At 38.0% G+C, this 21005-nt stretch carries 19 protein-coding genes; 14 read left to right on the top strand and 5 right to left on the bottom strand.

All coding sequences use genetic code 11. The features are described from left to right. Positions 1-656: 656 nt before the first annotated feature. Positions 657-1931 carry a phosphoribosylamine--glycine ligase gene (gene purD / locus ACFINX_RS07020; RefSeq protein ID WP_375638048.1) on the bottom strand — a complete coding sequence of 425 codons (1275 nt, stop codon included), beginning with the start codon at positions 1929-1931 and terminating at the stop codon, positions 657-659. Between the two features lie 90 nt (positions 1932-2021). Between purD and ubiA the strand changes: the two genes are divergently transcribed. Further along, positions 2022-3026: a 4-hydroxybenzoate octaprenyltransferase gene (ubiA, locus tag ACFINX_RS07015; RefSeq protein ID WP_375611118.1), complete on the top strand. Its 1005-nt coding sequence runs from the start codon at positions 2022-2024 to the stop codon at positions 3024-3026. 237 nt (positions 3027-3263) lie between these two features. Here the strand turns inward: ubiA and pdxH are convergent, their stop codons facing one another. Continuing rightward, positions 3264-3887, bottom strand: coding sequence for a pyridoxamine 5'-phosphate oxidase (gene pdxH, locus ACFINX_RS07010; protein ID WP_375611119.1), 624 nt, complete (start codon positions 3885-3887; stop codon positions 3264-3266). A 326-nt stretch (positions 3888-4213) separates the two neighbouring features. Here pdxH and ACFINX_RS07005 point away from each other — a divergent pair, with 326 nt between their 5' ends. The 8 genes from ACFINX_RS07005 (at position 4214) to ACFINX_RS06970 (ending at position 12841) form a co-directional block, all read left to right on the top strand. Continuing rightward, entirely contained in the window at positions 4214-5119 is a 906-nt protein-coding gene (locus ACFINX_RS07005) for a DnaJ C-terminal domain-containing protein (protein ID WP_375668547.1), read from the top strand. 127 nt (positions 5120-5246) lie between these two features. Next, positions 5247-6065 (top strand): enoyl-ACP reductase FabI, encoded by an 819-nt coding sequence (gene fabI / locus ACFINX_RS07000; RefSeq protein WP_273787904.1) that lies wholly within the window; start codon positions 5247-5249, stop codon positions 6063-6065. 148 nt (positions 6066-6213) lie between these two features. Then, positions 6214-7302, top strand: a complete 1089-nt coding sequence (aroC, locus tag ACFINX_RS06995; RefSeq protein ID WP_375613029.1) for a chorismate synthase — start codon at positions 6214-6216, stop codon at positions 7300-7302. 15 nt (positions 7303-7317) lie between these two features. Next, on the top strand, positions 7318-8421 hold the full coding sequence (ribB, locus tag ACFINX_RS06990) for a 3,4-dihydroxy-2-butanone-4-phosphate synthase (protein WP_375668546.1): 1104 nt from the start codon (positions 7318-7320) through the stop codon (positions 8419-8421). A 7-nt stretch (positions 8422-8428) separates the two neighbouring features. After that, positions 8429-8683, top strand: a complete 255-nt coding sequence (locus ACFINX_RS06985; RefSeq protein ID WP_375611123.1) for an exodeoxyribonuclease VII small subunit — start codon at positions 8429-8431, stop codon at positions 8681-8683. A gap of 240 nt (positions 8684-8923) precedes the next feature. Next, the gene (gene dxs / locus ACFINX_RS06980) at positions 8924-10831 is read left to right on the top strand and encodes a 1-deoxy-D-xylulose-5-phosphate synthase (protein ID WP_375631585.1); all 1908 of its coding nucleotides are present in this window, start codon (positions 8924-8926) and stop codon (positions 10829-10831) included. A gap of 16 nt (positions 10832-10847) precedes the next feature. Continuing rightward, the gene (locus ACFINX_RS06975) at positions 10848-11591 is read left to right on the top strand and encodes a TlyA family RNA methyltransferase (protein WP_375613026.1); all 744 of its coding nucleotides are present in this window, start codon (positions 10848-10850) and stop codon (positions 11589-11591) included. Further along, positions 11588-12841 carry a class I SAM-dependent RNA methyltransferase gene (locus tag ACFINX_RS06970; RefSeq protein WP_375638051.1) on the top strand — a complete coding sequence of 418 codons (1254 nt, stop codon included), beginning with the start codon at positions 11588-11590 and terminating at the stop codon, positions 12839-12841. Before ACFINX_RS06975 ends, ACFINX_RS06970 begins: the two co-directional genes overlap by 4 nt. A 558-nt stretch (positions 12842-13399) precedes the next feature. On the opposite strand, the gene tldD is transcribed toward ACFINX_RS06970, so the two are convergent. Together tldD and ACFINX_RS06960 are read right to left on the bottom strand one after the other, a co-directional pair. Further along, positions 13400-14824 carry a metalloprotease TldD gene (tldD, locus tag ACFINX_RS06965; protein ID WP_375668545.1) on the bottom strand — a complete coding sequence of 475 codons (1425 nt, stop codon included), beginning with the start codon at positions 14822-14824 and terminating at the stop codon, positions 13400-13402. A gap of 110 nt (positions 14825-14934) precedes the next feature. Beyond that, complete coding sequence (locus tag ACFINX_RS06960; RefSeq protein ID WP_375628307.1) at positions 14935-15474, bottom strand: invasion associated locus B family protein; 540 nt, start codon at positions 15472-15474, stop codon at positions 14935-14937. Positions 15475-15818: 344 nt separating this feature from the next. On the opposite strand from ACFINX_RS06960, the gene cyoE reads away from it, so the two are divergent. From cyoE to rnhA, 4 genes are all read left to right on the top strand, one after another. Beyond that, the gene (cyoE, locus tag ACFINX_RS06955; protein WP_375613023.1) at positions 15819-16754 is read left to right on the top strand and encodes a heme o synthase; all 936 of its coding nucleotides are present in this window, start codon (positions 15819-15821) and stop codon (positions 16752-16754) included. Between the two features lie 182 nt (positions 16755-16936). Then, positions 16937-17992, top strand: coding sequence for a 4-hydroxy-3-methylbut-2-enyl diphosphate reductase (ispH, locus tag ACFINX_RS06950; RefSeq protein WP_375611130.1), 1056 nt, complete (start codon positions 16937-16939; stop codon positions 17990-17992). Next, positions 17992-18951 (top strand): homoserine kinase, encoded by a 960-nt coding sequence (locus tag ACFINX_RS06945; protein WP_375613022.1) that lies wholly within the window; start codon positions 17992-17994, stop codon positions 18949-18951. Before ispH ends, ACFINX_RS06945 begins: the two co-directional genes overlap by 1 nt. Before the next feature lie 5 nt (positions 18952-18956). Further along, on the top strand, positions 18957-19424 hold the full coding sequence (rnhA, locus tag ACFINX_RS06940; RefSeq protein WP_375613021.1) for a ribonuclease HI: 468 nt from the start codon (positions 18957-18959) through the stop codon (positions 19422-19424). Positions 19425-19450: 26 nt separating this feature from the next. On the opposite strand, the gene ACFINX_RS06935 is transcribed toward rnhA, so the two are convergent. Then, complete coding sequence (locus tag ACFINX_RS06935) at positions 19451-20329, bottom strand: protein-disulfide reductase DsbD domain-containing protein (protein WP_375628302.1); 879 nt, start codon at positions 20327-20329, stop codon at positions 19451-19453. Between the two features lie 71 nt (positions 20330-20400). Between ACFINX_RS06935 and ACFINX_RS06930 the strand changes: the two genes are divergently transcribed. Further along, entirely contained in the window at positions 20401-20985 is a 585-nt protein-coding gene (locus ACFINX_RS06930; protein ID WP_375613019.1) for a YqgE/AlgH family protein, read from the top strand. Positions 20986-21005: the final 20 nt, after the last annotated feature.

Here is a 21005-nt window from a genome sequence, read left to right as displayed (position 1 = left end):
ATTACTGGAAGTGTTTTTGAATTTTTTTTTATAAATCATTTCTCCATGTTGAATGAAAGCTTTGAATATTGCAGAATATTCTTATTTCATCTCTCTTTTATAATCAAAATCATTTAGATAGAAAGGGTTATCGTAATATTGAGAATTGGAAAATACAATGATGGTATAGGTTTTTATTTTTATTCCAGAAAGCTGGCAGAATGGATTTATACTATTTGCAGGTAGTGTCGTAAAATGGGAATGATAAGCATGAGAGATATTGTTTAAGAATTTGTATGTGAATAACATAACTATCTTTTTTGGGCATTTTATTTTTCGTAAAAGCGGAATTTCACTAAAAACGCGATAAATAAAAGGAATGATAGTATATACGTTTTTCCTCAGGATTTTATAAGAAAGAAAGTGTTTATAAAAATGATGAGAAAATGCGTTTAAAGTAAAGACAACAGTAAAATGATTATTTTATATTACATCTTCAGATTCAGAAAATTTTCCTATTTTATCATGAGTAGATATCCTATTTACAGTATTTGATTGTTCAAAGGAAAGCACACTTATTTTTTCAAAGTTATGGTCAACGTAAAACAGTGAGAAAATTTTTGTATCATGCTCTTATATAAAATAAGAAAATCGTAAAAAAAGAATATTCAAAGGATTTAATTTTCTCGCGCAACGGCTCTCCATCCGATATCTCGACGAACAAAACCTTCTGGCCAATCAATACAATCAACAGCTTCATAAGCACGTTTTTGTGCATGCGTAATCGTTTTTCCTGTTGCAGTTATATTGAGTACACGTCCACCATTTGCAATGAGTTCTCCATCACGCAACACTGTACCAGCTTGAAAAACTTTCACATCGGGAAGAGTGTTTACTTGATCAACGTTACGGATAACAGTACCTTTTTGGGGAGAGTCTGGATAACCACTAGCAGCCATAACAACGGTGAGAGCTGTTTTTTCAGACCACCGAAGAGGCTTATTTTCAAGTTTTCCTTGAGATGCAGCAAGAAAAATTGGCAAAATATCATCTTTGAGGCGCATCATTAAAACTTGACATTCAGGATCACCGAATCGTACGTTAAATTCAATTAATTCGGGTCCTTTTTGCGTTATCATTAATCCGACGAAGAGAATACCTTTAAAGGGGGCGCCCATTTCTTTCATGCTTTTTAAAGCTGGTTCAACAATTTCTTTGAGAGTACGATTCACTATTTCTTGGGTCATGATGGGCGCTGGTGAATAAGCACCCATACCACCGGTGTTTGCTCCAGTATCCCCATCACCTACACGTTTATGATCTTGAGCAGATCCAAAAGGAAGAGCAACTTTACCATCACAAAGGCAGAAGAAGCTTGCTTCTTCACCTTCAAGAAAAGATTCTACAACAATTTTGTTTCCTGCATCTCCAAATGTACTTTTGAAGCAGGCATCAACTGCGTTAAACGCTTCTTCCATAGTTGTTGCAACCACGACACCTTTGCCAGCTGCTAAGCCATCAGCTTTAATAACAATGGGAACACCTTGTTGCTGAATGTAAGCTTTAGCTTTAGAGGCATCATTAAAGCATTGGTAACTTCCTGTAGGAATGTTATTCTTCCGACATAAATCTTTTGTAAAGGCTTTTGAACCTTCTAGTTGAGCAGCTTTTTGAGTAGGACCAAATACACAGATGTTAGCGCTATTAAGAGAGTCTGTTATACCCGCCACCAAGGGTGCTTCTGGTCCTACAATTACAAGATCAATAGAATGTGCTTTACAAAAATCAATAACAAGGGGATGGTCATCAATGTTCAAATTAATATTTTCACCAAATTCTGTTGTTGCAGGATTTCCAGGAGCACAATATAACTTTGTTAGCAGTGGTGATGCTGCTATTTTCCATGCTAAAGCATGTTCTCGTCCACCTGAGCCAATAAGAAGAATATTCATTGCTTGCTCCTCTCATAAAAGATAATTAATCTCATCCCTTTCTCATAAGAATGAAATGTCTCTATCGCAAGACCAAAGGTAAATCATTTGATGAAAAAAAATAAAAATATCGCGCATGTTCAGTCCTATGATAGCCAAGGACGGGTTATGGATGCATCTTCCAAACAATGGGTCTACAGCTTCCTTCCCCGTTCTTTATGGTTTTATGCGCAATTGGCGCGTTGGGATCGGCCTATCGGTTGGCAATTGTTGATGTGGCCTTGTTTTTGGTCAACAACAATGGCTTTTTTCTCTTATAACATGCATTACGATACTCTTTTATCAATGTTTCTTCATTGGGTTTGGTATCTTTTTCTTTTTTTTCTGGGGTCTATTGCTATGCGAGGGGCAGGATGTACTTGGAATGATCTTATTGACCATAAAATTGATGCTCAGGTAGAAAGGACACGTTCTCGCCCATTGCCGACAGGTCATGTGAGTCGGTTGCAAGCAAGAGTTTTTATACTTGTGCAATGTTTAGTTGGTTTAGTTGTTTTATCACAATTTAATAGGTTTAGTTTTTTTCTAGGTATTTCGTCATTGATAGCTGTTGCATTTTATCCTTTTATGAAACGCGTAACATATTGGCCGCAGTTTTTTTTAGGCGTTGCATTTAATTGGGGGGCATTAATGGGGTGGGCTGTTGTCTTTGGAAGTTTAAGCTGGGCACCAATCTTGCTTTATGTGGGATCAATTTTGTGGACCATAGGATACGACACAATCTACGCACATCAAGATAAAGAAGATGACATTACTGTTGGTGTCCGTTCTACGGCTCTTCTTTTTGGTAAAGCAACCAAGCGTGCTTTAGTATTTTTGTATGGTGGTTTTGTGATGTTCGTTAGTCTAGCATTTTATTTAGCTGGAGTTCCTGTTCTTAGTTTTTTGGGGATTTTTGTGGCAAGCATCCATATGTTTATTCAAATTAAAGTCATTGATATAGATGATAGTTCACAATGCCTTAGGCTTTTCAAATCTAATTCGCTTATTGGTTTTGTGATTTTTGCTGGTTTAGTATGTGGGGGTATATGGATGATATTTTATCCTGCGGTCTAAAAATAAGTTAGCTAAAATCATAGTTTCTACTGAATACAGTATGTTTTTTTTAATAAGCTTGTTGCTAATCTACTTTTAAGCAATACAGTAGAAAATATCACCAATTAACCTTTACAGTGAAAATAAAATTCTTCTATTTAAATAAAATAAATCATCTTCTTTTAGAATTTTTCGAATAAAAAATATTTGTTTAATTGTTGCGAAGAAAAAATCTTCATAACGATGAAGCTTGAAGGATTAGGGATAAAGTTTTTGTCTTTTCCAATCGCTGTGTTCAACACAATCCCGTGTAAAAAGCAGACGATCATGTAAACGAAATGGGCGATCGCACCAGAACTCTATAGAAAGGGGTTTAACACGAAACCCAGACCAATAAGGTGGTCGTGGAATATTGCCTAGAGCATAACGCGCAGTATATTGAGCAATTGCTTTTTCGAGCACAAAACGATTGTCTAAAGGTTGAGATTGTTTAGAGGCCCATGCACCAATTCGACTACCACGTGGTCGCGATTGGAAATAGGCATCGGCTTCCTGTTGACTTACTTTTTCAACGATTCCTCTAATTCTGACTTGACGACGGAGTGATTTCCAATGAAAACCTAAGGATGCTTTCATTGATTTTAAAATTTCTTGTCCTTTACAGCTTTCATAATTGGTATAGAAGACGAATCCTTGGGGACTGTAGTCTTTGAGGAGAACCATACGAACATTAGGGAGTCCTGTTTCGTCAACTGTTGCTAATGCCATAGCATTCGGATCATTTATTTCACTTATCGTTGCCTCTTCAAGCCACTTTGCGAAAAGTTCAAAAGGTTTTTGCATTTTCATAAAATGATCATCTGTTGGTATTTTTGTGCTCATAGTTTCTCCAAATATCAGTGAGCATGGGTGAGGCATTTTCTCATTTACTTTATCATCAAGACGTTACAGTACTATTTTTTCTTATTTTCAAAAAGCCAATGCTATCGTGTATTTCTATGGTAGTATAATTATTTTTTACTTTAGCATAGACTACAAGGAGCTATATTAAATAAATGTCTCATTTTATCTGGTATTTTAGTTTATTGATAGACATATAAAGAGAAAAGAAGAAATTATTCTTTAGAATAGACTGATGAAGCTATAAGGGATATTGAACAACGTATCAGTTGATATTTTGAAAACGAAGAAATTGAAAAGAGGGCAATATGCGTGATCCCTACACGATTCTGGGTGTGGCACGTACCGCAAAATCGCAAGAGATTAAATCGGCATTTAGAAGATTAGCGAAGAAATATCATCCAGACCATAATAAAGATGATACAAAGGCTAAAGAGAAATTTGCTGAAATTAATCAAGCCTATGAAATTATAGGTGATAAAGATAAAAAGGCACAATTTGACCGCGGTGAAATTGATATGGAAGGAAAACCGCTTTATCAAGCCTATGGTGCTGGTGAAAATTTTAGCAATAAACAAAATCCCTTTTCAGGAAGAGCAAAGGGATTTGATTTTTCCTCTTCAGGTGGTGCAGGTTTTGATGCGAGTGATATTTTTCGCGATCTGTTTGGAGGAGGTGGTAGCTTTTCGAATTCCACACACTATAACCGTCCCCAACAAGGAGCACATGTTCGTGCTAATCTTGCCATAACATTAGAGCAGATGGTTGGCGCAGAAAAGGTGGAAGCTGTTTTTCCAAATGGAAAAAAGTTAAAAATTAAACTGCCAGATTATATTGAAGACGGACAGACTATTCGTTTAAAAGGTCAGGGAGAAGAGGTACCTCACGGGCAAGCAGGTGATGCGTTAATAACCATTCAGATTCAAAAACATCCTCGTTTTCGGGTTGAAGGAAGAGCACTCCATCTTGATTTACCAGTTTCTCTTAAACATGCTGTTTTGGGAGCAAAAGAAGAAGTTGAGACGTTGGAGGGGCGTGTGGTTTTAACGATTCCTGCGTGGTCAAGTTCTGATCGCGTTTTACGGTTGAAAGGGAAAGGGCTTCGTTTAAAAAATGGTACAAGAGATGATCTTTATGTGCATGTTCGCATTATGTTGCCGGGAGATGAAAATACCGCCGCACTAGAACAGTTTTTGCAAATGCAACAAGATTAATTTTAAAAATTTTATATATAAAAGCGTAGTTTTTGTTTGATTTTAAACCAATTGCTTGAAGAAAAAGTTGACCTGTGTCATAGGCAGGTGAATAATACTAATTTTAAGTAACAATGGGGCAGTGCTGATGGCTAAGGGTAATGGTTTATTGTACGGTAAGCGTGGTTTAATTTTGGGGTTGGCCAATAATCGCTCCATCGCTTGGGGAATCGCTAAAGCGGCAAGTAGCGCAGGGGCAGAGCTTGCTTTTACCTATCAGGGTGAAGCAATGAAAAAGCGTGTCGAGCCTTTGGCTGAAGAATTAAAGGGATTTGTTTGTGGACATTGTGATGTTTCTGACAGTGTCTCTATTGATACGGTCTTTAGAGAAATAGAGAAGAAATGGGGAAAACTTGATTTTTTAGTTCATGCTATTGGTTTTTCTGATAAAGATGAATTAAGTGGTCGTTATATTGATATCAGCGAATCAAATTTTATGATGACCATGAATATTTCCGTTTATTCCCTAACAGCTCTAACGAAGCGTGCAGAAAAATTGATGCCAGATGGTGGTTCAATCTTGACACTAACCTATTATGGTGCAGAAAAGGTTGTTCCCAATTATAATGTAATGGGGGTTGCCAAAGCCGCTCTTGAAGCGAGCGTGAAATATTTAGCGGTAGATTTAGGTCCCCAAAATATTCGTGTTAATGCTATATCTGCTGGACCAATTAAAACGTTAGCGGCTTCTGGTATTGGTGATTTTCGTTATATTTTAAAATGGAATGAATATAATGCTCCATTACGTCGTACGGTAACAATTGAAGAGGTTGGTGATTCTGCACTTTATTTTCTTTCAGATTTGTCTCGTTCTGTTACCGGTGAAGTCCATCATGTCGATTCGGGTTATAATATCATAGGTATGAAGGCAGTTGATGCCCCAGACATTTCTGTCGTTAAAGAATAAAGTTTGGTTTATAAGATTTTATTAGACAGCAGTAATTTGACCAAATTTAAGGTGTCCAAGAGTATTTGGGAGAAAAGAGCTGTTTTGTGTATAGCACACAACATACGTTATCGTCGTATATATTTGACAGAGAAATGGATCTTTTTTCATGTCGCATAATACATTTGGTCATTTGTTTCGTGTAACAACATGGGGTGAAAGTCATGGTGCTGCTCTTGGTTGTGTCATTGATGGTTGTCCACCTGGAATTATTTTTACTCTTGCAGAAGTTCAAGCTTATCTTGATAAACGCAAGCCAGGACAATCAAAATACACAACGCAGCGCCGAGAACCAGATGAAGTAGAGGTCCTTTCAGGAGTTGTTGTTCAAGACGATGGAACGACATTGGTGACAACAGGTACACCAATTTCTCTGTTGATTCGAAACACAGATCAACGCTCTCAAGATTATGGAGCAATTGCTCATCAGTATCGTCCAGGACATGCGGATTATACTTATGATATTAAATATGGCATTCGTGATTTTCGAGGCGGGGGACGTGCTTCGGCACGGGAGACGGCAGCACGTGTTGCAGCAGGTGCATTTGCTCGTAAAATCGTTCCTGGTTTGATTGTACGAGGAGCAGTGATAGCAATTGGTCCTCATAATATTAATCGTGATCGTTGGGATTGGTCAGAGGTCGATAATAATCCTTTTTTTACAGCTGATGCAGAGATGGTTCAAATTTTTAGTGACTATATCAGTAAACTCCGTAAAGAGGGGACATCTGTTGGTGCGGTTGTTGAGATCGTTGCAGAAAATGTTCCGGCAGGTTTAGGAGCCCCTATTTACGCAAAGCTTGATCAAGATATTGCCTCGTTACTTATGTCGATTAATGCGGTAAAAGGTGTGGAAATTGGTGATGGTTTTGCGGCAGCCCGCTTGAGGGGAGAAGAAAATGCGGATGAAATGCGAATGGGAAATGATGGAAAACCGCTTTTTTTATCAAATCATGCGGGAGGTATTTTAGGGGGAATATCGAGTGGACAGCCAATTGTTGCGCGTTTTGCTGTAAAGCCTACTTCATCAATTTTAACACCTCGTCGTTCCATTGATGTTGATGGTCATGATATAGACGTTATAACAAAGGGACGTCATGATCCATGTGTTGGGATTCGTGCCGTTCCTGTTGGTGAAGCGATGGTTGCTTGTGCTATTGCTGACCATTATCTAAGACATCGCGGTCAAGTTGGGTGATTGAAAAGGTGAACAATGGCGTATGATGAAAAAAAAATTGTTTCTGCACTTAAAGCTTTTGAACGCGGTGAAATTGTTGTGGTGACAGATGATGATGACCGTGAAAATGAGGGTGATTTAACTGTTGCTGCAGCGCATTGTACAGAAGAAAAGATGGCGTTTATTCTTCGTCACACAACAGGTATTGTGTGCACACCTATGCCAAAAAAAGAAGCAAAACGGTTTAATCTTTCTCCTATGGTACCAGATAATAACTCTGCACATGGGACGCAATTTACGGTTACTGTTGATTTTAAACACGGCATAACAACAGGGATCTCAGCACATGACCGTACATTAGCTGTACGTAATCTTGCGAATTCAAATGCAAGTGCGGATGATTTTGTTCGTCCAGGGCATGTTTTTCCTTTAATTGCGCATGAAGGGGGAGTGCTCATGCGTTCAGGTCACACGGAGGCCGCTGTTGATTTATGTAAATTAGCTAATTTGCCGCCGGTTGGTGTTATCGGTGAGTTAGTTAATGATGATGGAAGCGTTAAACATGGCGATCAGATTATGAAATTTGCGCAAGAACATCGGTTGCATATTATAACGGTTGCAGATTTAATTGCTTACCGCCAACGTAAGGAAATATTGATCAAGCATGTTGGAGAAATGCCTATTGAAACATTCGTAGGTCCCGCTATTGTTCAAAGTTATCAACTCCCTTGGGAAGTCGTTCAGCATATTGCAATTGTTTTTGGTGATGTCCGTGAGGGTGAGAATATTCCTGTGCATTTACATCATGAAAACATTATAAGTGACGTTTTTTGTCAAACTTCAGATATTATGGTGATAATGCGGCGTATGATGGAAAAAGAAAAACGTGGCGTATTTATTTATTTGCGTGAAGGATCTGTTATACAATCAACTGTTGGTATTCAAAACATGACAAGAAACAGTTCAGAAAACCATGTGCAGGCGATTGCACGCGAAGAAGAATGGCGCAAAATTGGTTTAGGATCACAAATTTTAAAATATTTAGGAATAGGCTCTGTTATTGTTTATGCTTCTAAAGAGCATCATTATGTAGGTTTGGAAGGTTTTGGAGTTCGTATATCCAGAACAGATATTTTTTGAGGTTCATATGAAAAAAGAGATACAAGAGGGGGATATTACGACCTTAAGCTTTGAGCAAGCGCTTAAGCAACTTGAAGTTATTGTCGAAAATTTGGAACGTGGCGATGTGCCTTTGGAACAATCCATTGATATTTATGAACGCGGTGAAGCGCTTAAAAAGCATTGTGAAAAACTCTTAAGAGTTGCTGAAGCTAAAGTTGAAAAAATCCAGCTTTCAGAAGAAGGTTTTCCAGAAGGAGTGGAACCACTTGATGCTAAATAATTTAAATCTTTTTGGATATTTATTGTGGGACTTAAGAGAAGCAATAACCTTAGTTTATAAACAGAAAGTTTTATTGATTTCTTTTTTATAAAATAAGTTAAAAATGAGGAAATTATAGCTCATCTCAAATAGAAAAGAGCATTTTCAGTAAAAAAGATGCAAAACTGTAAATAAAAGAGTAGAGAAGATATATTTTTATCATTGTGTTTTCTTGAGTTAAGATAATAGGAAGGATTTTTTTTGTCTCAGGTCTTAACACCATTGCTTGACCGTGTTTGTTTTCCGCAAGATTTGCGGGCATTACCTGAGTCTGATTTGGTACAGTTGGCTGATGAGTTGCGGACCGCAACAATTGATGCGGTTTCTGTAACAGGTGGTCATCTTGGGGCGGGACTTGGTGTTGTTGAGCTCACTGTTGCATTACATTATATTTTTAATACACCAGAGGATAGGATTATTTGGGATGTTGGTCATCAAACCTATCCACACAAGATTTTAACGGGGCGTAGAGAAAAAATTCGCACATTACGTCAGGAGGGCGGATTATCTGGTTTTACAAAACGTTCAGAAAGTGTGTATGATCCATTTGGAGCGGGGCATTCGTCTACTTCTATTTCAGCGGGGCTTGGTATGGCAGTGGCAAGTGCTTTGAAAGCAGAGACAAGACGCAATATCATAACTGTCATTGGTGATGGTGCAATGTCTGCGGGCATGGCTTATGAAGCCATGAACAACGCTGGTGCTTTGAATGCACGCTTGATTGTTGTTCTTAATGATAACGATATGTCTATAGCACCACCTACAGGTGCTATGAGTGCACATCTTGCACGATTAGTGTCTCGTCCTTCTTATCGTCATTTGCGTGAACGCGTAAAGATGTTGAGCGAAAAATTGCCAAAGTTTTTTTTGGATAAAGCTCGTCGTTCAGAGGAATTTGCGCGTGGCCTTTTGGTTGGGGGAACTTTATTTGATGAGCTTGGCTTTTATTATGTTGGACCCATAGATGGGCACAATTTGGGGCATTTATTGCCTGTTTTTAAAAATGTTCGTGAATATCCTAATGGTCCTGTTTTGGTGCATGTTGTAACCCATAAGGGAAAGGGATATCCACCTGCAGAGGCCTCGTCTGATAAATATCATGGTGTTAATCGTTTTGATGTCACGACAGGAAAACAGGTAAAAGCATCAAGTAATATTCTACCCTATACCAAGGTATTTTCTAAAGCTTTAATAGAAGAAGCTCGCCATGATGATAAGATTGTTGGCATAACAGCAGCGATGCCAACAGGGACAGGCCTTGATTCTTTTGCGAAAAAATTTCCTGAAAAAATGTTTGATGTTGGTATCGCTGAGCAACATGCCGTAACTTTTGCGGCAGGACTTGCTTGTGAAGGGTATAAGCCTTTTGTTGCAATTTATTCTACTTTTTTACAGCGTGCTTATGATCAAATTATTCATGATGTATCAATTCAAAAATTACCGGTACGTTTTGCTATTGACCGAGCAGGTTTTGTGGGGGCAGATGGTGCAACACATGCTGGAAGTTTTGATATTGTTTTTTTGGCCACTCTTCCTGAGTTTGTTGTTATGGCACCTTCTGATGAGCTTGAACTGATGCATATGGTGCGTACAGCTGCAGCTTATGATCAGGGACCAATTTCTTTTCGTTATCCGCGTGGTGAGGGGATTGGTATAGATTTACCGCAACGTGGTGAGTTATTAGAAATTGGAAAAGGGCGCGTTCTGCGTGAAGGAAATAGAATCGCTTTGGTTTGTTTTGGAACGCGGATGTCAGAAGTGTTGCAAGCTGCTGATGCGTTGGAGGCTGAAGAATTGTCTACAACGGTTGCAGATGCACGGTTTGCAAAACCTTTAGATAAAGATTTGATGCGTCGTTTGGCACGTGAGCATGAGGTATTGGTGACAATTGAAGAAGGGGCAATCGGTGGATTTGGAGCGCACATATTACAATTTTTAGCGCAAGAAGGGCTCTTAGAGCATGGTTTGAAAGTTCGTACACTAAAATTTCCTGATGAATATTTGAATCATGGTTCACCAGAAAAAGTTCTTTCACGTGTCGGACTTGACGCTATGGGTATTTTAAACACGGTTTTTGCTGTTTTGGGACGCGAGATTCGAACAGGATAGAAAATTCGAGTATGAGATGGCTTCCAGAAAAAGACTCGATATTTTTTTAGTTGAAAAAAACTTTTTTACGACACGTTCACGCGCACGTGATGCAATTATGCGCCAAACTGTTAAAGTTAACGGAGAAATCGTTTTTAAAGCTGGGCAAATCGTTTTTGATGATGCAGAGATTACCGTTTGTGATCCAGCGCAGAATTATGTTTCTCGGGCAGCGTTAAAATTGATTGCTGCACTTGATGCATTTCCAATTGTAACGGACAAAGTGACAGCCATTGATGTTGGTGCATCAACAGGTGGTTTTACGCAAGTTCTCTTAGAACGTGGAGCAGATCATGTCATTGCCGTTGATGTTGGGCATCATCAATTTGATAAACGTTTATTGGGCAACAGTGCTATAACGTTATTAGAAGGCTTGAATGTCAGAGATTTTAAACAGGAACATTTAGGTGGGCGAGAAATTGATCTTATCGTTTCAGATGTTAGCTTTATTTCGCTCAAACTTGCGTTACCTCCCGTGTTGTCTTTAGCCAAGAAGGGTGCCCAAGCTGTTTTACTGGTAAAGCCTCAGTTTGAGGTTGGTCGTAAACACTTTAGTAAGGGAGGAATATTAAGTCCATCAAGTGCTAAAGAAACTGCTGAGGCGCTTTTTGTTTGGTTAAATACACAAACAGGGTGGAGTGCAAAAGGTTTAATTTCTTCCCCTATTACAGGTGGTGATGGCAACGTGGAATATTTACTATTCGGAGAAAAACAAGAGTGAATGACAATGTCATAATCGATCATATCGGAGCAAATGGTTATGGTATTGCTAAGACGTCTCACGGCTTCGTTTCTGTTCCTTTTACTTTACCAGGAGAGTGTGCTGAAATTACTGTTCATGGAAAATATGCAACATATATAACATTAAAAGAAAAATCATCAGAACGCATTGATACTCTTTGTCAGCATTTTGGAGAATGTGGAGGGTGTACTCTTCAGCATTGGCATATGGATGCTTATCGCGTATGGAAACAACAATTGGTTGTTGAGGCGCTTAAAAAGTATGGACTTAATAATGTTGTTGCGCCTTTAATAGAATGTAAACCTTATAGCCGACGGCGGATTACTCTAACAGCATCCATGACCCCACAGGGGCAAAAAGTTGGTTTTAACCGTTATCTCTCTCATGAGATTGTAGCTCTTGAGGAATGCCCAGTAAGCCGTCCAGAGCTTATTTCTCAGTTGCATAATATCAGAGAGCTCTGTGCTTTTCTAAAGAGCTCTGCCAAACGGTTTCATGTTACGATAACATGTGTTGAAAATGGTTTAGATGTTGCTTTAAGCGGTTGCATTATACACCATGAATCACTTCGTCAGAGAATGATCAGTGCTGCTCTTTCATATGGGATTATACGTTTATCTGTTGACGGTGAAGTTTTGGTTGAACGAGAAAAACCAGAGATTTACTTTGGAGATGTCCGTGTTGAATTTCCTTCTGGTGGTTTTCTGCAAGCAACTTGTGAAGCTGAAAATATAATGGGCAATATTATTTTGACTCATTTAAAAAAAGCAAAGAATGCTGTTGATTTGTTTTCAGGGGTAGGAACATTTACCTTGCGTATGGCAAAAAAGATGAATGTTCATGCAGTAGAAAATAATGAAGATGCATTAAGAAATCTAAATACAGCAGCACGTTTTGCGACTGGTTTAAAAACGGTCACTTGTGAAAAACGTGATCTTTTCCGACATCCCCTTTCTGTAAAGGAACTTGAATGTTTTGAGAGTGTTGTTTTTGATCCTCCCCGTGCTGGTGCAGAGCAACAAGTACGTGAATTAGCGAAGACAACAGTATCACGTGTTGTGGCAATTTCTTGTAATCCTACTACATTTGCTCGTGATTTATCTCTTCTTGTTGCAGGGGGGTATACAGTAGAAAAAATCATACCGATTGATCAATTTTTATGGTCACCACATGTCGAAGTTGTTGCTGTTTTGAGCAAAAAGAAAAAAAAGAAAGGTTGGAAACTTTAGCCTGAAAGTTTTTTAATACTATGAAGATTTTTTAAAAGTTGACCTGTGTATTATTATAAAATTTCTCCAAAATTTATCTATAATAATAACCTTTTTCTCGTTGAGCTAAGAGCACTGAATGTAGAAAGTGCTTTTTTCTTTTAAGCTTTTTTATTATGAAATATAAAAGACAAGTTACCCCACACAAAAAAAACACACAAAAGACTAATATCTTACGAAAAAGATGTGTCTGAATAAGCCTGTGCCGTCGTTATATTTGCCATCCCCTAATGTTTCTTAAAACTCTTGGTACTTGAGACGGCCCATAAGAGGAATCTTTAGTCTTTTCTTGTACAGTTTTTATCCATATAACTCTCCCCGCCTGTAACGTATAAACGAATGATTTTGATTGATCCAACAGACACAGATTTAAAATGAGAGAATCTTGCGGTATTCAAGGTTCTAATACAATATGAATAACGCTAGATTATCTTTATAAATCAATTCATTGTAATCTCCCCCTCACAAAATGGTCATAATAGACGAGAAGGAGGCAATACTGGGAAGGAATGAGCAAGCTTATTCCTCTATAAGCGCAGTTCCACCGATTGTCATATTATTGATTCGAAGATGAGGTTGACCAACACCAACAGGGACATTTTGCCCTGCTTTTCCGCACATACCAATACCATTATCTAGTTTACTATCATTACCAATCATTGTGATACGTTTCATAGCATCCGGTCCATTTCCAATAAGAGTTGCCCCTTTGATTGGTGCACAAATTTTACCATTTTCTACTCGGTATGCTTCAGTACATTCAAAGACGAATTTTCCAGAAGTAATATCAACTTGTCCTCCACCAAATGAAACAGCATAGATACCACTTTTAAGTGAAGAAAGGATTTCTTCAGGTGTTTTATCTCCTCCTAGCATGATTGTATTGGTCATTCGTGGCATTGGTGCATAAGCATAAGATTCACGCCGTCCATTTCCAGTTGATTTACCTCCCATAAGCCGTGCATTAAGCCTGTCTTGCATAAAACCAACGAGCTTTCCATCTTCAATGAGAACGTTATATCCTGAAGGGGTCCCCTCATCATCAACAGTGAGAGAGCCACGGCATTGTGGAATTGTTCCGTCATCAACAACTGTAACACCTTTTGCTGCAACTTGTTGTCCTAAAAGTCCAGCAAAAGCGGATGTTTTTTTACGGTTAAAGTCACCTTCTAAACCATGACCTACGGCTTCATGGAGCATAACACCAGGCCATCCGTTGGCTAAGACAACATCAAAAGATCCAGCAGGTGCTGCTTCTGCTTCTAAATTTGTTAAAGCCATACGTAAGGCTTCATCTGCAGCTTTCTTCCAATTGTCTTCATGAATAAATTGGTTAAATGCTTGTCTCCCTCCACACCCATAAAAACCATTTTCACGTCGATTGCCTTCAGCTACGACCACAGATATAGAAAGTCGCACAAGGGGACGAATATCACGAACCAAATAACCATCTGCACGTAAAATTTCAACATGTTGTAGCGAGCCGGAAAGAGAAACAGTCACTTGATGCAATTTATCATTTTTAGCACGTAAGTAGGCATCAATTTTTTGCAAAAGAGCACTTTTTTCTTCAAATGATGGAGCATCAAGGGGATTATGCGGTTGATAAAGCCTTTTGTTTGTTTGTTGAGGTGCTATGCTATAAGTCCCTGCATGATTATTATAGGTAACAGCTTTAGCAGCTTCACTGGCACGTTTGAGTGCAGCAGCTGATAACTCACTAGAGTGAGCATATCCAGTAGCCTCTCCAGCAACAACGCGTAGTCCAAATCCCATATCTTGATGAAATGAGCCGTTTTTAAGCTGTCCATTATCAAATAAAAGAGCTTCGCTTTCTGTGTATTCAAGGTAAAGCTCACCATCATCAGCATGATGAAGTGTTTCCTGTATAAGTGATTGCACTTTAGAGGAAGCAATATCAAAATGATCAATCAGCGATTTCATAAGAATTATCCTATTTTTATGGGGGCTCAGAAGATTTTTATCAATCTAATTTTAAGAATCTTTCAAAATATACGATGAGATTTTGATTGTTTAAAATGTATTGATTTCATTCATGTCGGTAAGGTTGCATAGGCGTCGCCAAGACCATGAAGGTCAACAAAACCTCCAATCCCTTGTTCCGGAGTTGTAAAGATAAAATAGGTTGCCATTTTTCCTTTTAAAAAGAGCTGCAATATGTCTTCTTTAAGAAAGGCTTCAGCAACACAATTATCACCAAGACAACGACGATATTCCATTCTGCCCATATTTTTATCGTCAATTTTAATTCCAACGCCAGGACGTAATTCAACGCGAATCGGAACAAAAACACGCATCAAAGCACCTTGCTTTTGAGGAAGTTTATAAAATGTAACGCGCAAGGTAATATCTTGACGCCCTTGTGTGTGAACGTTTTGTACAACTTCACACTGTATGTTAGGTGTACCTGGTGGTAGAGAACACACTTTTGTCCATGCACCATAGGTTTGCGGAGCAGGGACATCTTGTGCATAGGGTGTTTGTGCAAATGCATGACTGATAAAACTACTATAAAGCGTGTAAAGAACAGCACCAATAAAAAAAGTTTTTTTGAGTAATTTATAAAGTATCACAGAAAATCCTATCCGACTCAACACCCACAACCATGCATAGATTTACATAAAAAAATGAATTCCCCATAAAAAACCATAACACAAAATCAGTATTTACCCAAATATATTAATTCATATGATATATTTTTATGATACATTTGTAATGTGGAGAGAACGTTGATTGAAAAAATGTATTTTTATTGCCAATATTTCCATTTACTTTTAGGGGATACGTGCGAAAGAGATATTTCATATTTTCTCAAAAATACGATTGGTCTTAATGGGTCATTTCCATACGCTAGATAATATTTGTCAGATAATATTGGATTTGTGAATGACAGAAATGGAAAAGGGCTTTGAGTGGAATGTCAGTTTCAGAAGAGTTATCGGTTGTGAATGGTAAATCAACGCCACCAAAATCCGGTATTGGTGATTACATCACATTATTAAAGCCACGTGTTATGTCTCTTGTGGTCTTTACGGCTCTGGTTGGTTTGCTTGTATCGCCTGTTCCTATCAATCCGTGGTATGGTTTTTTAGCAATTTTATGTATTGCTGCTGGTGGCGGTGGTGCGGGAGCACTGAACATGTGGTATGATGCTGACATTGATGCTGTGATGGAACGGACTAAAAAGCGTCCTATTCCCATGGGTAAAATCAGCTCCCAAAAGGCATTTATTTTTGGCATGGTTCTTTCTATGCTCTCGGTATTGGTTATGGGGAGCTTCATTAATTGGTTTGCGGCATTTTTTCTTGCGTTTACGATTTTCTTTTATGTCGTTATCTATACAATTTGGTTAAAGCGTATCACACCACAAAATATTGTTATTGGTGGTGCTTCTGGGGCTTTTCCACCAATGATTGGATGGGCCGTGACAACAGGGACAGTGAGTATTGATAGCTTTTTATTATTTTTAATCATTTTTATGTGGACCCCCCCTCACTTTTGGGCTCTTTCTTTATTTTCATCTCTTGATTATGAGGCTGCAGGTATCCCTATGATGCCTAATGTACGAGGTGAACATTCAACAAAAAAACAGATTTTATTTTATACTGTTTTGATGGCATTGTGTGCTGCTGCTCCTTGCTTTACTGGTCTTGGCGGAATTTTTTATGGTATTTTTTCAACAATTTTAAGCATTATCTTTATTTATTTTGCCTATCGTTTATGGAAAGCTGATACACATAATGAAACTATTTTGATGGCCAAAAAAACGTTTTTCTTTTCGTTACTTTATTTGGCAGCTATCTTTGGAATTCTTTTGATTGAATCTCTTGTTTGGTATTTTATCGCTCTTTAGTTGCGTAAAATGAAAGAGCAAATTTTAAAAGAGCTTTTCTTCAAGAAAATGCTGTAAGAAAACACGATAGAGTGTGTTCTTATGCAAAAGATGATATTGCACGTTTTTTTACATTGCTTATTCATGTATAATAATAGGTTGTTTGAATATATAGCTAAAACTATAGAGATTAAGGATGATTTATGTCTGGACTTCCCCCTTTAACGATACGTCTTTGTGGTCCACGTGGATTTTGTGCAGGGGTTGATCGTGCTATCCAGATTGTTCTGCTTGCATTAAAAAAATATGGTGTTCCAGTATATGTTCGTCATGAAATTGTACACAACCGCTACGTAGTTGAGGGATTACAGCAACGGGGTGCTGTTTTTGTCGAAGAACTTAATGAGATTCCAGAAGAACATCGCAATCAACCAGTTGTTTTTTCTGCTCATGGTGTACCAAAATCTGTTTCAGAAGAAGCACGATACTATAATTTGTTTTATCTCGACGCAACATGTCCGTTGGTCTCGAAAGTTCATAAACAAGCGATACGACATCAACGTCATGGTCGTCATGTTATATTGATTGGTCATGCTGGTCATCCTGAGGTGATAGGGACAATGGGACAGCTTGAAGAAGGGGTTGTGACGCTTATTGAAACGATAGAAGATGCTTTGCATTATCAACCCAATGATCCAGATAAATTAGGATTTGTTACACAAACAACGCTTTCTGTTGAAGATACTGCAGGAATTATCGATATATTACAACAACGTTTTCCTACATTAGCAGCACCAGCGGCTGAATCAATTTGCTATGCTACAACGAATCGACAAGATGCGGTTAAAGCAGCGGCAAAGGGGAGTGATTTGTTTTTGATTGTTGGAGCACCAAACTCTTCTAATTCACGACGTTTAGTAGAGGTTGCCGAAAAGTCTGGTGCGCGGCAAGCTATTTTAGTTCAGCGCGCTGATGAAATTAATTTTGAAAACCTAAAATCTCTTTCTATAGTCAGTCTTTCAGCAGGGGCTTCGGCTCCTGAAATTATTATTGATGAAATTATTTCAGCATTTCGTGAGCGTTATGATGTCACAATAGAATTAGCTGAAACAGTGGTAGAAACGGAAAAATTTTTAGTGAGTCGCGAATTACGCGACGTCATTTTAACGTCTCAAGATATGGCTTTCGTTAATGGTCAAGCAAATAATGCAAAAAATGAAAATCAGAATACAGACATGTCTACAACGAAAGCAGAATAATGGCCGTTTATACAGATATTCACCCAAATGATTTAAAAGTGTTTTTAACACGTTATGCAATAGGATCACTTTTGTCTTATCAAGGTATAGAAGAGGGGATTGAAAATTCTAATTTTATGTTAGAGACAACACAAGGGCGATTTATTTTAACACTTTATGAAAAGCGTATTTCAAAAGATGATTTACCTTTTTTTTGTCGCTTGATGCAGCATTTAGGACAGCGTGGAATTCCTTGTCCTCAACCTGTTATTCAAAATGATGGAATGATGATCTGTGAACTAGCAGGACGTCCTGCTGCTATTATTACTTTTCTGGAAGGAGAGTGGATCCGCCAGCCCAATATAGATCATTGTGGCGAAGTGGGGACGGGGTTAGCACAATTACATTTAGCAGGACAGGATTTTACACTCAGTCGTAAAAATACTCTTTCTGTTATGGATTGGAAGGTATTGTGGCAACGTTGTCAAACCAAAGAAGATGCATTGTTAAAAGAATTTGGACAAAAAATTGAGTTGGAATTGGCTTTTTTACAGGAAAATTGGCCATGTAATTTACCAATAGGCATTATTCATGCAGATTTATTTAATGATAACGTTTTTTTTGTGAATCATCGTCTTTCTGGGATGATAGATTTCTATTTTGCTTGTAATGACTTTTTTGCTTATGATTTAGCGATCTGTTTAAATGCTTGGTGCTTTGAGCCTGATCATTCCTATAATCTTACCAAAGCACGTAAGTTATTGGAAAATTATCAAAAAATAAGACCATTGATCCCTTTAGAATTGGACAAGATGGTCTTATTAGCTCGTGGTGCATCTCTACGTTTCTTACTCACACGTCTATATGATTGGTTTAATACACCGCCTAATAGCTTTGTTATTAAGAAAGATCCATGGGAGTATTGGCACAAGCTTTGTTTTTTCAGTAATGTAAATTCGCTAAGTGAATTAGGTTTTTAAATTTTATGGCAACTCAACAAAAAGTCGTTGAAATTTATACAGATGGTGCTTGCTCAGGGAATCCTGGAGTTGGAGGATGGGGAGCAATTTTACGCTGGAATGGTCATGAACGGGAGCTTTATGGCGGTAAGATCCATACGACAAACAATCAAATGGAACTCATGGCGGCAATTTGTGCATTAAAGGCGCTTAAAGAGCCCTGTTTGGTCGATCTTTATACAGACTCAGTTTATGTACGTAACGGTATATCTAAGTGGATTGAAGATTGGAAAAAGAATAATTGGCGCACTGCATCAAAAAATCCTGTTAAAAATATGGAGCTATGGCAAGCTCTTGAGGATGCTAGTTCTTGTCATACAGTTAGATGGCACTGGGTAAAAGGGCATGCGGGACATCCAGAAAATGAACGCGCAGATGCCCTTGCTCGCAAAGCAATTACTCAATATCGTGAAAATGGACGTTTTCCAGCATAATTGCTTTTTGAGAGCTTTTTCTTTTATCACGGAGACGCAAGAGGGGTTGGCTGCGTATGGAATATGAATGTTCCACTTAAGGCGTGATCTTTAAAAGCAACTGTATAAAAAATTTTTTGGTTTATTTCTTCTGGTGTGAAATAGAGTGGAGCACTGAAGAGTGTATATTCTGCGTTATCACTGACTTTTCTTGCTGCTCCAATTTGCATTTCTCCTCCATCTAAAAAGAGAGAGGAAGGAGTGGTTTTGTTGTTATTTTGTATTTTTATAAGAAGGGTACTATTATTTTTTTCAGCACTTATTTTTAGTGCATTCTGCGTCATGCGGGGCAAAGAATTTTGCGCCTTTTTTAAGAAGGAAGCAGGAAGCTGTTTATTTTTAAGAGCAGATGGCGAAAAATCAAAGTTAACAGTAAATGGAAGACAGATTTTGTGACATAATCCAAGAGTGAAAGCACCACTTAAATTTTTGCTTGAACCAGAAAGATTGAAGGGCAATATTACTTTATCTTTATAACCTAATGACCAATCATTTTCTGTTTCAAAAAGCTGTGGAGTAGGATAAAAGATTTCATAAGAAATCTGTTGGTTGAAATTAAAAAATGGTGCCATGCCAGAATTACCTGGATTACGCCAGTAAGTTTTCCATCCTGGTTTAAGCTCAATTTCAATAATGCCTTCTCTTATTCCAGAAAGAGAAGGTTCAGTGATCGCTAATCGGATACGACCACCATCTGATTCATACCAAGATGTTGCGAAAAGCTGGAGTTTTTGTTCTGTTTGAGCATTTACAGGAATGTTAAGTAATTCTAAAACTATGAATGTTAAGCTTAAAGTAACTAAAAGCTTTTTATAAAAGAAAGTTGCGATATTTTGTAAATTTGTAAATATATAACTTTTTTTCATTGGAGTTTTATTTTCCTAGTGTGCTAAATGAACAAATTTTTATCATGTCAATTATGGAGAATAACAGATTAATGAAGCGGTGTAATGGCTTTTTAGGTGGACAATTACTCATAGCAATGCCTGGGATGAATGACAAACGCTTTATTCGTTCTGTTATTTATATTTGTGCGCATTCTGATGCCGGTGCGATGGGCATCATTCTCAATCAATTGCATCACATTGATTTTCCAGAGCTTTTGCTTCACTTAGGAATCATAGACAGTGGCCAAAAAAAAAGTCTTTCTGAACCAATAAAACAGTTTCCAGTTCGCTATGGTGGTCCTGTTGATCCTTCGCGTGGTTTTGTCCTTCATTCAGATGATTATGCTTGTGAAGAAACTGTTTTTATTGCGGATAAGATCTGTTTTACTGCGACAATTGATATATTAAAAGCGATCAGTTGCGAACAAGGTCCGCAACATGCACTGGTCGCATTAGGCTATGCTGGATGGAAAGCGGGGCAACTTGAGGCAGAAATTTCTACAAATGGTTGGCTAATCAGTTCTACATCACCTAGTTTTCTTTTTGAAAGCGATTTAAGCTGCAAGTATGATAAAAGTTTAACACGCATGGGTATCGATCCAACTTATCTTGCTTCTGAAATGGGACACGCGTAGAGTTTTTTCTAAGCTTTTTA

The sequence above is a fragment of the Bartonella sp. AP36NXGY genome, from assembly GCF_042195865.1.
In the GTDB taxonomy this organism is placed as follows: domain Bacteria; phylum Pseudomonadota; class Alphaproteobacteria; order Rhizobiales; family Rhizobiaceae; genus Bartonella.
Note: the sequence above shows the minus strand (reverse complement) of the source record. Positions and strands in the feature narration are given on the sequence as shown.